This is a genomic window from Clostridium sp. B9 (assembly GCF_050509515.1).
Taxonomy (GTDB): Bacteria; Bacillota; Clostridia; order Clostridiales; family Clostridiaceae; genus Sarcina.
The window spans coordinates 3,138,080-3,153,344 of record NZ_JBNWKA010000003.1 but is presented as its reverse complement, the minus strand read 5'-3'; the positions used below and the strand labels follow the sequence as shown (position 1 = coordinate 3,153,344).

Below are 15,265 nucleotides of genomic sequence, written 5' to 3'. Positions count from 1 at the left end.
AATTTAAATATAGAAGAAATTGTTAGAGGAGGAATTAACAATGAGTAAAATAATCGGTATAGACTTAGGAACAACAAATTCATGTGTAGCTGTTATGGAAGGTGGAGAACCAGTAGTTATAACTAACTCAGAGGGTGCTAGAACAACTCCATCAGTAGTTTCATTCCAAGCAAATGGAGAAAGATTAGTAGGACAGGTTGCTAAAAGACAAGCAATAACAAACCCAGATAAAACAATAATGTCAATCAAAAGACATATGGGAACTGACTACAAAGTTAATATAGATGGAAAAGATTATACACCACAAGAAATATCAGCAATGATACTTCAAAAATTAAAAGCAGATGCTGAAGCTTACTTAGGAGAGCCAGTAACAGAAGCTGTTATAACAGTTCCAGCTTACTTCAATGATGCTGAAAGACAAGCAACTAAAGATGCTGGTAGAATCGCTGGATTAGACGTTAAGAGAATAATCAACGAGCCAACAGCTGCATCATTAGCTTACGGTTTAGATAAAATGGATAACGCTCATAAAATATTAGTATATGACCTAGGTGGTGGTACTTTCGACGTATCAATCTTAGATTTAGGTGATGGAGTATTTGAAGTTATATCAACAAACGGAGATGCTAGATTAGGTGGGGATGACTTCGACCAAAGAATCATGGATTATATAGCTGAAGACTTCAAATCACAATACGGTGTTGATTTAAGACAAGACAAAATGGCACTTCAAAGATTAAAAGAAGCTGCTGAAAAAGCTAAAATTGAGTTATCATCATCAACTCAAACAATAATCAACTTACCATTCATCACTGCTGATGCAACTGGTCCAAAACATATAGATATGACATTAACAAGAGCTAAATTCAATGAATTAACTCATGATTTAGTTGAAAGAACAATAAATATAATGAAAGAAGCTTTAAAAACAGGTAATGTTTCATTAAATGATATAGATAAAGTAATATTAGTTGGTGGATCAACAAGAATACCTGCAGTTCAAGAAGCAGTTAAAAACTTCACTGGAAAAGAACCTTCAAAAGGAGTTAACCCAGATGAGTGTGTAGCTATGGGTGCTGCTATCCAAGCTGGTGTATTAACTGGAGATGTTAAAGACGTATTATTATTAGACGTTACTCCATTAACATTAGGAATTGAGACTTTAGGAGGAGTTGCAACTCCATTAATCGAAAGAAACTCAACTATCCCAACTAAGAAGAGCCAAATATTCTCAACTGCTGCAGATAATCAAACTTCAGTTGAAATTCACGTAGTACAAGGTGAAAGACAAATGGCTGCTGACAATAAGAGCTTAGGAAGATTCAACTTATCAGGAATTGCTCCAGCTCCAAGAGGAATCCCTCAAATCGAAGTTACTTTCGATATAGATGCTAACGGTATAGTTAAAGTTTCAGCTACTGATAAAGCAACTGGAAAAGAAGCTAATATCACAATTACTGCATCAACTAACTTAAGTGATGCTGAAATAGATAAAGCAGTAAAAGAAGCAGAGCAATTTGCTGAAGAAGATAAGAAAAGAAAAGAGTCAATAGAAGTTAAGAATACTGCTGAGCAAACAGTTTACCAAACTGAAAAAACTTTAAATGAACTTGGAGATAAAGTTTCAGCTGAAGAAAAATCAGAAATAGAAGCTAAAATCGAAGAAGTTAAAAAAGTTAAAGATGGTGACGATATAGAAGCTATCAAAAAAGCTATGGAAGACTTAACTCAAGCATTCTACAAAGTATCAGAAAAATTATACCAACAAAATGGTGGAGCAGAAGGTCAAGGATTCGATCCTAACAACATGGGTGGAGCAAATGCTGGAGCTTCAACAAACAATGATGACAATGTTGTAGATGCTGACTTCGAAGTTCAAGACGATAAATAAGAATTAAAACTATCATAAGACTTAAAGCTTTGATATAATATAAAAGAATTCATAGAGGGAAGGCTCAATAGTCTTCCCTTTTTATAAGTAAACTTATAATAGGTGGTGAAAACTGTGGCTAAAAGAGATTATTATGAAGTGCTTGGTCTTCAAAAGGGTGCTTCTGATGATGAAATAAAAAGAGCTTTTAGAAAAATGGCTATGAAATATCATCCAGATAGAAATCCAGATGATAAGGAAGCAGAAGAAAATTTTAAAGAAGTAAATGAAGCTTACGATGTATTAAAAGACCCAGATAAAAAAGCTAGATATGATCAGTTTGGTCATGCAGGTGTAGACGGAAATGCTGGATTCGGTGGCGGCGGATTTGATGCTGGCGGATTTGATTTCTCAGAAATGGGTGGATTTGGAGATATATTTGAATCATTCTTTGGTGGTGGATTCGGTGGTGGCGGATCAGCTAGAAGAAGAAATGCTCCACAAAGAGGTGCTGATTTAGAGTATAGATTAAATATAACTTTTGAAGAAGCTGTATTTGGTTGTGAAAAAGAAATATCAGTAACTAGAACTGAAAATTGTGAAACTTGTCATGGAACAGGAGCTAAAGCAGGAACTTCTCCTAAGACTTGTCCAAAATGTAGTGGTTCAGGACAAATTAGAGTTCAGAGACAAACTCCACTTGGAAGTTTTGTTTCTACTACAACATGTGATCAATGTGGTGGAACAGGTAAGATAATCGATGATCCATGTCCAGATTGTAAAGGAAAAGGAACTGTTAGAAAGAATAGAAAGATAACAGTTAAAATACCAGCTGGTGTAGATACTGGTAATATAATTCCTTTAAGAGGACAAGGTGAGCATGGTGCTAATAATGGACCAGCAGGAGATTTATATATAAGAATAAATGTTGCTTCATCTAAGATATTTAGAAGAGAAGGATCAGATATATATTATGACTATAAAATAAGCATGGCTAAAGCTGCTTTAGGTGCTGAGATAACTGTACCAACAGTAGATGGTAATGTTAAATATAAAGTTCCAGCAGGTACTCAACCAGGAACTAAGTTCAGATTAAAAGGAAAAGGTGTTCCTCACGTTAATGGTGGTGGAAGAGGAGACCAATACGTTCATATGATAGTAGAGATTCCAAAACACTTAAACAAAGAGCAAGAGGATGCTTTAAAAGAATTCATGAGAGCTTCAGGAGAATCAATTGATAGCACTGAAGAAAAAGATGATGGATTCTTCTCAAAATTCAAAAAGAAAAAATAATGGATTTTAAATACCCTAGTTTTTACTAGGGTATTTTTTGTTTAATGAAAAATATTGAGTTAAATATTTACAAATATATGTACTAATGCTATAATACACATAAGCTTTATGTATTAATGATATAATACATAAATACATTAAAAATTGGTAATTAAATTTAGGGGTGAAAATATGATAGAAGTTACTGGGATTAGCAAGAGTTTTAGAAAAAGAAAAGTCTTAAACGGAGTTTCTTTTAAATTAAATAAAGGAGAAATCACTGCTTTATTAGGGGTTAATGGAGTAGGTAAATCAACTACTTTGAAAATTATTATGGGGCTTATTAAACAGGATAGTGGAAAGGTTCTAATTAATGGAGAAGAGTTAAGTTATAAAAACTTAGATAAATTAGCCTTTGTTCCAGATATTAAAAACACTTTTAGAGGAATGAAAGTTAAAGATAGCTTTGAATATATGGAATCTTTTTATGATAAGTGGGATAGCAATAGAGCTTATAAAATGCTTGAAGATTTTGAACTTAATAAAGATGATAAGTTGGATAAATTATCAAAGGGGAGTTTAGCAAAGGTTAAATTGATTTTAGGGTTTGCACAGAATGCTGATTATATTATTATGGATGAACCTTTCTCAGGAATTGATATTTTTACAAGAGAGGATATTTTAAAGTCATTAATAAGTTACATTAGTGAAGAAAGAGCGATACTTTTAACTACTCACGAAATTGGGGAGATAGAGGGAGTTGCAGATAGGGTTTTACTTCTTAATGAAGGAGAAATAAGAGCTGATTTCTATGTTGAGGATATGAAATGTGAAGAGGGTGTTTCCTTAATTGATAAGATGAGAGAGGTGTTTTTAGATGAATAAGAAAAATAAATTTCTTTCTTTACTTCAGTATGAAGCTAATAGGAATTTCAATGTTATAATTCTTAATACTTTACTTACAATGGTTTTATCAGTAATTCTTTATTTTAGTAAAATTATTGTTTTTATAGAACCGAATACCATAATATCAAATGATGTTATAAGAATGGGGGTAGGTAGATTAGGTATAAATGATGATGATGCATATATTTTCTTTTTAGAAATTTTCTTAGTTATAGTTTTTTCAATATTTATTTGGGCTAGAGAATTTTATTTTGAACATAAAACAAGCTATAGAACATTAAGTTTACCAATTAAAAGATGGAAAATAATTTTAAGTAAGAGTTTAATTATATGGCTTTTCTTTGGAATGTTTTTATTAGGGCAATTTTTAGCTGTTGTTATTGATTGGTTTATCTTAAAAATGAGGGTTATAAGCATAATGGATATAGGGGCAGAGTATTTATGGAAAGCTATTTTTACTAGTTATAGTAGTGGGTGGTTTTCCATGGATATTGTGAATTTAATAGTTATATTTATTATAATATTTGCAACAAGTTTAGTTGGTGGTTTAGTAATTTTATTAAAACAAAGTTTTGGATTCAAAGGAATTTTAATTTGGATTTTATATGGAATAGTTTCAGTAGCTTTATTTTTCTATATTCCTGTAATCAGAATGAATCTTTTTGCAGGCGAGTTTTTAATACTATATACAGTTGGAATTTTAATTTATATTGGGATTACATTTGGAATAAATAATTATTTAATAAATAAAAAGGTTAGTGTTTAGAGAGGAGGGAAAGTAAATGAATAAGAAATTTTCAAATATAATTTTTATAGGATCTTTAGTTATTCTTATCTTACTTATAGGGATAAATACAGCAAATAATTTTAAAAATATAAAAATTAATAATATATATGGTAATAGGTCTGAAATAGGAGATGTTGATATTTCTGTAACAAGGAGAATAGGGAGTTTCTTTGTGAGAAATTATAAGGTTGGAGCGGATTCAGTAAGTTCTGAAACTAAATTTATTGATGAAACTTATAGTGAATTACCTCTTTATGGAAACAAGGATGTTTTAAGAGGAGTTTATACTAATACTTCCAATTCTTATCATGGTGATGATTATTTAGCAGTTGTTGATATTTTAGATTATGACAAAGGAAAAATGAATCTTATTCTTAAAAATAAAAAGACTGGTGAGATTAAAGAAGCAAAAGTTAAAAATCCATATGGGCGAAGAATATTAGGTGTTTATGGAGAAAACAATAAGATTAAAATTTTGATGCCTGAAAATGATTATGATAATTCAAGCCCAATAATTGTTATGGAATATAATTTTGAGACAAAGGACTTTAAAAAGATTGCAAGTCATGGAGTTTACTCTGAAAAAATGGGATTAGAGTATAGAGACGGAGCGAATTATTATATTGGAAAGATGAGCATGACTTATGATGAAAATAAGGGCGTTGAAGAGGGAAAAAACTTTACTATATATAAGGCTAACTTAAAGGAAAATACTTTTAAAGATTATGATGTTAGAAAGATCTTAGAAGAAAATCAAATTGATTTAAAGGGAAAATCTTTAGAATCTTTAGAATGTGATGGGAATTTAATTTATGTAACAATAGCTGAAGCACCTAATTTTGAAGAAATATTTAAAGATGAAAAGAAAATGGCTGAATATGAATATGGAATATCAGAAGAGCCTAGGGTTTATTCTGTAGCCACAATAAATGTGAATGATCTTAAGGTTAATTACTATAAAGATATTATAAATGAGAAGGAAATAGAAGGATATTTAAAGGGACACTTTAAAAATGAAATAGCTTATCCTTTAAATTTAAGAGTTTTGGGGGATAAATTATACTTTGTACCATATGGAATTGAAAGTGATTTAGTAGTTGTTGGAGTTGCGGATTTAAAGAGTGAAAAGCTAGTTTACTTAGGTGAAATGAACAATGTAGTAATGAATGGATTTTATGAAAATAAAAAATAAGAATTGAGGTGGGAAAATGCTTCAGGTTAGGGGTTTAAAAAAGAATTTTAGAAGAAAACAAGTTCTAAATGATGTATCATTTGAGGCTGAAAAAGGGGAGATAACAGCTCTTCTTGGAATAAATGGAGTTGGTAAATCAACAATTTTAAAAATAATAATGGGACTCGTTAAGGAGAATCAAGGAGAGGTTCTTTTTGATGGAGAGAAAAGAACTTATAAGACTTATGAAAAAATAGCTTTTGTACCAGATGTAATAAACACATATGGTGGAATGAGTATAAAGGATTCCTTTGAATATATGGATGAAATATATGAAAGATGGGATATGGATAAGGCTTATGAAATGCTTAAAAAGTTTAAGCTTGATGAAAATGAAAAGATAAATTATCTTTCAAAAGGGAATATAGCAAGGGTTAAAATAATTTTAGGGTTTGCAAGAAATCCAGAGTATATATTATTAGATGAACCTTTTTCAGGAATAGATGTGTTTACAAGAGAGAAGTTTATTGCATCTTTAATTTCTTACATGAATAAAGATACAGGAATTTTATTAACTACACATGAGATAAAAGAAGTTGAAAATGTAGTTGATAAGGTAGTATTTCTAAGTGATGGGAAGATTAAAAGTGAGTTTTATGTAGAGGATATTAAAGCTGATGGATTATCCTTAGTTGATAAAATAAGGGAGGTGCATAAAGGTGGCAAAAAGTAATGGTAAGAGATTTTCCTATCTTTTAAATTCTGAAATATTAAGAGATTTTAAAATAACTTTAGGAACATCTATTGGATTAATGATTATAAATATAATTTGGTTTATATACGAAAGTAATAAATATATAGATAGTGGAGCTTTAGAGAATTTAGCTGAGAATGGCATGAACGGAACAATACTTGGATTTAGTGAGTTTTATGCAAGTAAGGTAGGTACACAAGTTGTTGTAACTTTAATTTTACTTGGATGTTTTTGCTTATATTGTTGTTATTTATGGTTTGGGGAGTTTTGGGGTGAAAATAAAAGTTCATATACACTTTTAAATTTACCTATATCAGAAAAACTTATAGTTTTATATAAATTTTTAGCAGCATTATTTTTTTATGTTGCATTAGTTTTCTTTCAATTGGTTGCAATAGTAGTAAATAAATTTATTTTTTATACAATGTTTCCAAAGGAGCTTGTATTAAAAGAAAGTTTAAGAGAAGTAATAATAAACACTCAATTTATTTTAGGGCATATTATACCAAGAGATTATACTTATGGAATTTTAGTGTTTATAAGTATATTTGCCTTGATTTTAGTAGTATTCTTATTCTCTCTTTTAGAAAGAAGTTTTGGAATACTAGGAGGAATATTAGGGGCTTTAATTGGTGGATCTTTAATATTTATATATGCTATAGCCCCTTCAATACTAATATTGTATGAGTCAGAAAGATTTTTATGGATGATAGGAACAAGTATTATTTATATAATAGTTGGATGGTTTGGTTCAACTTATTTATTAAAAAATAAAGTTCATGTGTAAAGGGGGGAGTAATTTGAAGAGAAAAATGCCACTTATATTAAGTTTAGTATTTATAGTTTTTATAGGAATATGGTCTGGAATAATAATAAAAGCTAGGGAGTCTAATATTAAGTTTACAGATTTATATGGGAATAGAAGTGAATTAGATAATGTTCAGTTTGATTTACAAAAGTCAAAGGGAGTAAGAATAGAGAATCTTGATATAAATAAAAATGGAATAGAAAGTAAAACAACATTAGAGGATGATGTTTTCTTTGGAAGAGATTTTGGAGATGATATCCCGTTAGATAAAGAGTTTTTCAGAGGACTATTCCCAACAAGAGAAACTTTCTTTCAAAATGAAGACATTATGGTAGATATTTCAAATAGGTTATATGAACAAGAACCTAATTTTGAAGTTAGAATTAAAAATAAAAAAGATAATAATTATGAAAAGTTCAAAGTTAAAGTTGATGGAGAGATAACAGATAATTATAGAATTAATGGGATAACTTATAAAGATGGAAAGATAAATATTTTACTGGCAAGTAATTATAAAGAAGATAGTATTAATTTTGGAGAAATTGATGTTAAATCTAAGACTTTCAGAATTTCAAAAACTATTAATTTAGATGAAGTTTATAAAGGAAATAATTCCTATCTTTATAATGAGTTTGATGGTATTTATGATGGTAAAATTTACTTTACTATGAATACTTATCATGAAGATAGTGGAAATAAAGAATTTGGATTAACAGGATTTTTAGAAGTAGATTTAAATAATAAGAGTATTGAAGTTTATAAAATTGATGAATCAGTATTAAATGATATTAAATCAATGAAGAAGCCACAGCAAGTAGGACAAATTGATTTTAAAAATGAAAAAATATATATGCAAATTCTAGGGGAATATGGAGATAGTACATCAGTATTAACATTTAACATGGAAACAAAGAAAGTAACTTTTTATAAAAATCTTATAGAAAGAGAAAGATTTGAAAGATACGATGTAAAATTTTCTAATATTGATAAGGTGTTTATTGAGGGAGATAAAGCTTATTTAAATTTAATTGCTTATAACGAAGAAGATCCAATTTGTTATAAAGGGTATATAGCTGTATTAGATATAAATAGTAAAAATCCAGTTTATATTGGTAAATATGATGATGGGATTTTAGATAATATTAAGATTATAGGAGGTAAGTAAAAATGTTTTTTGAAGTAAATGATAGGGAACCAATTTATCTCCAAATAATAAGGCATGTAAAACAGTCTTTAGTTATAGGAAGTATAAAACCAGGAGAACAAATACCGTCTAGAAGGGAGCTTGCAGAAATGCTAAAAGTAAATCCAAATACAGTTCAGAGGGCTTATAGAGATATGGAAACGATGGGGCTTATAGAAACAGTAAGAAATAAGCCAAGTACAATTACTGAAAATGAAGAAATATTAAAAAACATAAGAAAAGAGCTTGTAGAAGATGCTTTAGATGGATTTATAGAGAGCATGAAAGCAATAAAATTAACTAAAAAAGAAGTTTTAGAGATTATTAGCGAGAGATATTAAAGAAGTAAATAAAAGAAACTATATAAATTGATTACAAGAATTACTACATTTCACTAAGAATTTATAGTCGTTATTCTTTTCATACAATTTATATAGTTTCTTGTTATATTTAGCTGTTTTAAATTTAAAAAAGTAGAGAAATTAAGGGTTAGATGAAAAATAATAAGTTGTAATAAGTAAATTAAGAAGGTGGATTTTGTGTGGAAGAGGGTTATTAATGGGTTATTTTTTATAAGTTTTATTTTCTATGTAGGATTTGTTTTGTGGAATATTTTATTTAAGTATGTTGCTCCTTGGGAGGTTTTTGATGATGGTAGAGAGCTATTTAGGGGAGTTAACTTTATTCCTTTTAATGACATTTTAAATGGTAATTATAATGAAATGGATGTTGTAGGCAATGTTATTTTATTTGTTCCTTTAGGTATTTATATGCCTATGTTATTTAAGAAATTTAGTGTTTATAAAAATATAGGAATTATTGCTTTGGTATCAATATTTTTTGAAGTTAGTCAGTATGTCTTTTCATTAGGAGCAAGTGATATTACTGATATAATTACTAATACTGCTGGAGGGATTTTAGGAGTAGGTATATATTTAGTTATTAAAAAGATTTTCAAAGAGGATAGAAAGGTTAAAAACTTTGTGGCTATTTGTAGCACTTTAGTTATGATACCAGTAGCTTTTTTATTAATTGTACTTTTTTCATATAATTAGACTCCAAATACTTAACATATGGTGAATTTTAGAATGTGAAAAAGTTAATAAACAAGTTAATATTTTATATGAATCGCTTTGAAGAGTTAATAGATGGGAATATTTTAAGTTTAAAATTAGGGGGATTTATTATGGGGTTATTGGTTTCACTGTTTATTGGTAGTATTATATATTCTATTATTTTAATAAAGTATTTTAAGAAGGAGAATATAAAGTATTCTAAATTATTTGTAGGTGGATTATTTATTTTTGTATTATATTTATTCTTAGTTATTGATATTACAGGACCAGGTCATATATTGAGTATGGGAGTAGAGCGGGAAAGGGTAATAAGCTTAGTTCCATTTAAGTTTCAAGATAATATGTTTGGAATGATAGCTAATGCTATATTGTTTATTCCTTTAGGAGTATTTTTACCAAGTCTTTGGAGTAAGTTTGAAAGATGCTTAAATACTTTCTTAGTTGGATTTTTTCTTAGTTTAGCAATAGAATTACTTCAATTACTAAATATGAGAGCAACAGATATAGATGATTTGATAATGAATACTTTAGGAACTGTTATAGGATTTTTCATATATAAATTATTATTTAAAAAGGTAAGCAAAAGATTTGAGGTGAATAGTTCATCAAATAAGTTATGGGTAAAATATAATGGGGAGATATTCATAATTTTAATGTTGGGATTAAGTTTTTTTATAGCACCTTTTGTAGATAATTTATTAATTAAGATTATATTTGGCATTTAGAATAGGGTTAAATAGAAATTAAAGGTAATGTCAATAATAGACTATGACCTTTAATTTTTTTTATGGCATAATAAGGAGTGAGAGTTTAAAGTTATTTTTAATTTTATATTGGTGTAAGAATTTGGAATTTCATAGCTATATAAAATAGTACTTTAAGGAAACATAATATTCTTATAAGCTAGACAGATACTACACTAAAGTGTAAAATAAATTATTAGTCAAAGTAGCAGAAGAAAGGATTGATACATAAATGGAAGGAACTTGGATTGAAGTTAGAGTTATAACTAAAAGTGAGGCGTTAGAACCTATATCAGGAATATTTTACGGATTAGACTGTAAGGGTGTTGCCATAGAGGATCCAAATGATATATTAGGAAGAGAACAAGGACCTTTAACTTGGGACTTTGCAGATATAAACATATTAGAACATAAGGGGAAATTCGCTGTTGTTAAAGGATACTTTACAGAGGAAGATAACATAGAGGAAATTGTAGCTTATGTTAAAGACAAAGTTGCTGAGCTTAAAGAGTCAGGATTAGAAGTTGGAGAAGGAACAGTTGAAGCAGAAAAAATGTTTGAAGAAGACTGGGCTAACAACTGGAAGAAATACTACAAACCAATAAAAATTGGAGAGAAAATAGTTATAAAACCAATTTGGGAAGAGTACGAAACTAAAGGGGAAGAGATGGTAGTTGAATTAGACCCAGGTATGGCTTTTGGTACTGGTGATCATGAAACTACAAGAATGTGTGTAGAAGCTTTAGATAAGTATGTTAAAGCTGATACTACTGTATTTGATATTGGAACAGGTTCAGGAATACTAGCTTTAGTTGCATCAAAACTAGGTGCCAAGCATGTAGTAGGGGTTGACCTAGACCCAGTGGCTGTAGATTCAGCAAAAGAAAATATATCATTCAATAATGTTAATAACATAGAAGTATTATACGGAAATCTTCTTGATGTTGTAGATGGAAAAGCTGATATAGTTGTTGCTAACATAATAGCTGAAGTAATCTGTATATTAGTTGATGATGTTAAAAAAGCATTAAACAAGGAGGGTTTATTCATAACTTCAGGTATAATCCATGAGAGAAGACAAATGGTTATTGATAAATTAGAAAAAGAAGGCTTTGAAGTTATGGAAGCTAACAAAGATGGAGAATGGAACTGTATAGTTGCTAAGTTAAAATAATTTAGTAAGGGAGTATAAAGTTATGCATAAGTTTTTTACGCCAGCTCATATGTTTTCAGATACTCATGCAGTAATAACAGGGGAAGATGTAAAACATATATATAAGGTTTTAAGAGTAAAACCAGGTGAGAAGGTTGTTGTAAATAATCTTCAAAGTGAAGAGTTTTTAGGTGAGGTAGAAGAGGTCAATAAACAAGAGGTTTCTATCAAAATCTTAGAGAAGCTTGATGTTAATAATGAGAGTAATTTAAATATTACTTTATTTCAAGGGATGCCAAAGGCTGCAAAAATGGATTTGATTGTTCAAAAAGGTGTAGAACTTGGTGTTTCTGAAATAATTCCAACAATAACTGACAGAGTAGATGTTAAGTTAAAAGGTGAATTCAAAAAGTTAGATAGATTAAATAAAATAGCTTTAGAAGCTTGTAAGCAAAGTAAGAGGACTGTAATACCTACAGTTAGCGAGCCTATGAGTTTTGAAGATGTTTTAAATAAGATGGATGAGTTAGACCTTATGGTTATTCCTTATGAGAATGCTACTGGATACGGAGTTAGAGCTATGGTTAATTCTATAGATGATAAGAGTAGTATAAAAAATATAGGGATAATGGTTGGACCAGAAGGCGGATTTGAAGAAAGTGAAATAGAAGCCCTAAAAGAAAAAGGAGCTCATATTGTAACTTTAGGACCAAGAATTTTAAGAACTGAGACTGCAGGATTTACTTGCATGTCACTTCTTCAATATGAGCTTGGTGATTTAGGAGGAAATAATTAATGAAAGTTGCATTTGCTACACTAGGATGTAGAGTTAATACATACGAATCAGAGGCTATGACTGAAAAATTCGTTAGAGAAGGATATGAAGTTGTAGATTTCAATGAAATCGCAGACGTATATGTAGTTAATACTTGTAGTGTAACTAATATGGGAGACAAAAAGTCTAGACAAATAGTAGGAAGAGCTAGAAGACAAAATCCAGAGGCTATAATAGCTGTTGTTGGATGTTACGCTCAGATTGCACCACAAGAGGTTTCAGGAATAGAAGGCGTTGATGTTGTTTTAGGTTCAAGAAACAAAGGAGACGTGGTTTATTACGTAAATAAAGCTAAGGATGAAGGAAAGCAACAAGTTAAAGTTGGAGCTGTTTTAAAGAATAAAGTTTTTGAAAATTTAAAAATTGAAGACTATAACGACAAAACAAGAGCTTTCTTAAAAATCCAAGATGGATGTAATAGATTCTGTGCTTATTGTTTAATTCCTTATACAAGAGGAGCTGTTTGTTCAAAGGATCCTAAGAAGGTTCTAGAGGAAGTAAGAAGTTTAGCAGAGCATGGATTTAAAGAAATAATATTATCAGGTATTCACACAGCATCGTATGGTGTTGATTTGGAGGAGAAGGTAACGTTAGTTGATATCTTAGAAGAAATAGAAAAGATTGATGGTATAGAGAGAGTAAGGATAGGTTCAATAGAGCCTAGCTTCTTTACAGAAGATGTTGTCAGAAGAATATTAAATCTTAAGAAGTTATGTCCTCAATTCCATTTATCACTTCAAAGTGGATGTGATGCTACTTTAAAGAGAATGAATAGAAGATATACAGCTAAAGAATATGAAGATATAGTAAATCTTTTAAGAGATAAAATAAAGGATGTTTCAATAACAACTGACGTTATTGTTGGATTCCCAGGGGAAACTGATGAAGAATTTAATGAAACATATGAATTCTTAAAGAGAATTGCACTTACTAAGACTCATGTATTCAAATATAGTCCAAGAAAAGGTACTAGAGCTGAGAATATGCCAAACCAAGTTGATGGAACTAAGAAGGATGAGAGAAGTAAGAAGCTTATAGAGTTAAACAAAATTAATGAAGAAGCTTTTGGGAAAAAATATGTGGGTGAAATATTAGATGTTTTATTTGAAGAGGAAGTAGGAGAAGGTACTGGGGTTTATACAGGTTATACTAGAAACTACATAAAAGTAAATGCTAAAGCAGACTGTAATGTTTCAGGTAAAATATTAAATGTTAAGATTGATTCTTTTGAAGGCGAAATAGCTAAGGGAGAAATAATTTTATAAGTTTTAAAAATATATTAAATTTTATTTGTATTTTCAGATAGTCTTTTAAAATTATTTTAAAGGGCTATCTGAAATTTGTGTTGTTTAAATTTATATTATTTTTAAATATACTTTTATATGTATCAAAATATAAAAGAATTAGTTAAAAAATGAAATTATACTTTGTAAATGAGGTATAATATATAAGAATGGTTTTGGGAGGTGAGAATAATGTCAGATTGTATTTTTTGTAAAATAATTGATGGAGAAATTCCAAGTAAAAAGATTTATGAAGATGATAAAGTTTTAGCTTTTCATGATATAAGTCCAGAAGCTCCAGTACATTTCCTAGTTATACCTAAGAAACATATAGCTAGTTTAAATGAGGTTAATGAAGAAAATGCAGAAGTTTTTGCACATATCTTTAAAACTATTAATAAACTAGTAAAGGAACAAGGAATAGCAGAAGATGGGTACAGAGTTGTTACTAACTGTGGAGAACAGGGAGGCCAAACTGTAGGGCATATCCATTTCCATGTTCTTGGAGGAAGAAATCTACAATGGCCACCAGGCTAAAAAATAGATTTAACTTCTTGACATAAAAGAAATCTATGTTGTATAATATAGCGTGTGTTATTTAGCCCATGGCTGTGAATTACATTAAATAATTTACGCTAGCGGAGGGAGGGATAAAGAATGTCAGAAATCAGAGTAAAAGAAAACGAATCATTAGAGCAAGCATTAAGAAGATTTAAAAGACAATGCGCTAGAGCTGGAGTTCTTTCAGAAGTAAGAAAAAGAGAACACTATGAAAAGCCAAGCGTAAAGAGAAAGAAAAAATCAGAAGCTGCAAGAAAGAGAAAATTCAAATAGTTTTTGGTTTAAATTAATAGAATAATTTCTTTTGAAAGAAGGTATAACAATGCCAACTATTAAAGAAAGACTTCAAGAAGACTGGAAGCAGGCTTTAAAGGCTAAGGATAAATTCAAGGCTGGTGTTTTAAGTACTGCTAAGTCAGCAATACTATTAGTTGAAAAAACTGATGGTGTTAAGCTTGAGGATGAACAGGTTATAGAAATATTAGCAAGAGAAATCAAGCAAAGAAGAGAAGCTGCGCTTGAATTCGAAAAGGGAAATAGACAAGATCTTGTGGATCAAAATAATAGTGAGATTGCAATCTTGTTAGATTACCTTCCTCAGCAGTTAAGTGAAGAAGAAATAAAAGATATAATAAAAACCACAGCTGAAGAAGTGGGTGCAAATAGCATAAAAGACATGGGAAAAGTTATGTCAAAGGTTAGACCACAAACAGTTGGTAGAGCTGATGGTAAACTTGTAAGTCAATTAGTTAAAGAATATTTAAATAAGTAAGAGAGTTCAACTGGACTCTCTTTTATTCTATATTTAGCTAATAAAATATTTATTTCCAATTTTATATGGATTTAAAGAAAAAGGTCAT

The 15,265-nt window shown here is 29.7% G+C and carries 17 protein-coding genes; all 17 read left to right on the top strand.

The window, feature by feature from the left end; all coding sequences use genetic code 11:
- Positions 1 to 40 precede the first annotated feature (40 nt).
- Complete coding sequence (gene dnaK / locus ACQZHJ_RS13990; protein WP_430486167.1) at positions 41 to 1,894, top strand: molecular chaperone DnaK; 1,854 nt, start codon at positions 41 to 43, stop codon at positions 1,892 to 1,894.
- A 114-nt stretch (positions 1,895 to 2,008) separates the two neighbouring features.
- Positions 2,009 to 3,166 carry a molecular chaperone DnaJ gene (gene dnaJ, locus ACQZHJ_RS13985; protein WP_430486166.1) on the top strand — a complete coding sequence of 386 codons (1,158 nt, stop codon included), beginning with the start codon at positions 2,009 to 2,011 and terminating at the stop codon, positions 3,164 to 3,166.
- A gap of 171 nt (positions 3,167 to 3,337) precedes the next feature.
- Positions 3,338 to 4,030 carry an ABC transporter ATP-binding protein gene (locus ACQZHJ_RS13980; protein ID WP_430486165.1) on the top strand — a complete coding sequence of 231 codons (693 nt, stop codon included), beginning with the start codon at positions 3,338 to 3,340 and terminating at the stop codon, positions 4,028 to 4,030.
- The gene (locus tag ACQZHJ_RS13975; protein ID WP_430486164.1) at positions 4,023 to 4,817 is read left to right on the top strand and encodes a hypothetical protein; all 795 of its coding nucleotides are present in this window, start codon (positions 4,023 to 4,025) and stop codon (positions 4,815 to 4,817) included. The genes ACQZHJ_RS13980 and ACQZHJ_RS13975 overlap by 8 nt, the downstream gene beginning before the upstream one ends.
- A gap of 16 nt (positions 4,818 to 4,833) precedes the next feature.
- Complete coding sequence (locus ACQZHJ_RS13970) at positions 4,834 to 6,030, top strand: hypothetical protein (RefSeq protein ID WP_430486163.1); 1,197 nt, start codon at positions 4,834 to 4,836, stop codon at positions 6,028 to 6,030.
- Between the two features lie 16 nt (positions 6,031 to 6,046).
- Positions 6,047 to 6,742, top strand: a complete 696-nt coding sequence (locus ACQZHJ_RS13965; protein ID WP_430486162.1) for an ABC transporter ATP-binding protein — start codon at positions 6,047 to 6,049, stop codon at positions 6,740 to 6,742.
- Complete coding sequence (locus tag ACQZHJ_RS13960) at positions 6,729 to 7,550, top strand: hypothetical protein (RefSeq protein WP_430486161.1); 822 nt, start codon at positions 6,729 to 6,731, stop codon at positions 7,548 to 7,550. The genes ACQZHJ_RS13965 and ACQZHJ_RS13960 overlap by 14 nt, the downstream gene beginning before the upstream one ends.
- Before the next feature lie 13 nt (positions 7,551 to 7,563).
- Positions 7,564 to 8,736 (top strand): hypothetical protein, encoded by a 1,173-nt coding sequence (locus ACQZHJ_RS13955; protein ID WP_430486160.1) that lies wholly within the window; start codon positions 7,564 to 7,566, stop codon positions 8,734 to 8,736.
- 2 nt (positions 8,737 to 8,738) lie between these two features.
- A complete protein-coding gene (locus tag ACQZHJ_RS13950; RefSeq protein ID WP_430486159.1) occupies positions 8,739 to 9,095 on the top strand; it encodes a GntR family transcriptional regulator in 357 nt (118 codons plus the stop codon).
- A 198-nt stretch (positions 9,096 to 9,293) separates the two neighbouring features.
- Entirely contained in the window at positions 9,294 to 9,809 is a 516-nt protein-coding gene (locus tag ACQZHJ_RS13945; RefSeq protein WP_430486158.1) for a VanZ family protein, read from the top strand.
- Between the two features lie 131 nt (positions 9,810 to 9,940).
- The gene (locus ACQZHJ_RS13940) at positions 9,941 to 10,555 is read left to right on the top strand and encodes a VanZ family protein (RefSeq protein ID WP_430486157.1); all 615 of its coding nucleotides are present in this window, start codon (positions 9,941 to 9,943) and stop codon (positions 10,553 to 10,555) included.
- A 250-nt stretch (positions 10,556 to 10,805) separates the two neighbouring features.
- Positions 10,806 to 11,747 (top strand): 50S ribosomal protein L11 methyltransferase, encoded by a 942-nt coding sequence (prmA, locus tag ACQZHJ_RS13935; protein WP_430486155.1) that lies wholly within the window; start codon positions 10,806 to 10,808, stop codon positions 11,745 to 11,747.
- Between the two features lie 22 nt (positions 11,748 to 11,769).
- The gene (locus ACQZHJ_RS13930) at positions 11,770 to 12,522 is read left to right on the top strand and encodes a 16S rRNA (uracil(1498)-N(3))-methyltransferase (RefSeq protein WP_430486154.1); all 753 of its coding nucleotides are present in this window, start codon (positions 11,770 to 11,772) and stop codon (positions 12,520 to 12,522) included.
- Positions 12,522 to 13,826: a tRNA (N(6)-L-threonylcarbamoyladenosine(37)-C(2))-methylthiotransferase MtaB gene (gene mtaB / locus ACQZHJ_RS13925; RefSeq protein ID WP_430486153.1), complete on the top strand. Its 1,305-nt coding sequence runs from the start codon at positions 12,522 to 12,524 to the stop codon at positions 13,824 to 13,826. Before ACQZHJ_RS13930 ends, mtaB begins: the two co-directional genes overlap by 1 nt.
- A gap of 210 nt (positions 13,827 to 14,036) precedes the next feature.
- Entirely contained in the window at positions 14,037 to 14,381 is a 345-nt protein-coding gene (locus ACQZHJ_RS13920; RefSeq protein ID WP_430486152.1) for a histidine triad nucleotide-binding protein, read from the top strand.
- Positions 14,382 to 14,501: 120 nt separating this feature from the next.
- Positions 14,502 to 14,678, top strand: coding sequence for a 30S ribosomal protein S21 (gene rpsU, locus ACQZHJ_RS13915; RefSeq protein ID WP_003451446.1), 177 nt, complete (start codon positions 14,502 to 14,504; stop codon positions 14,676 to 14,678).
- Positions 14,679 to 14,727: 49 nt separating this feature from the next.
- A complete protein-coding gene (locus tag ACQZHJ_RS13910) occupies positions 14,728 to 15,177 on the top strand; it encodes a GatB/YqeY domain-containing protein (RefSeq protein WP_430486151.1) in 450 nt (149 codons plus the stop codon).
- Positions 15,178 to 15,265 lie beyond the last annotated feature (88 nt).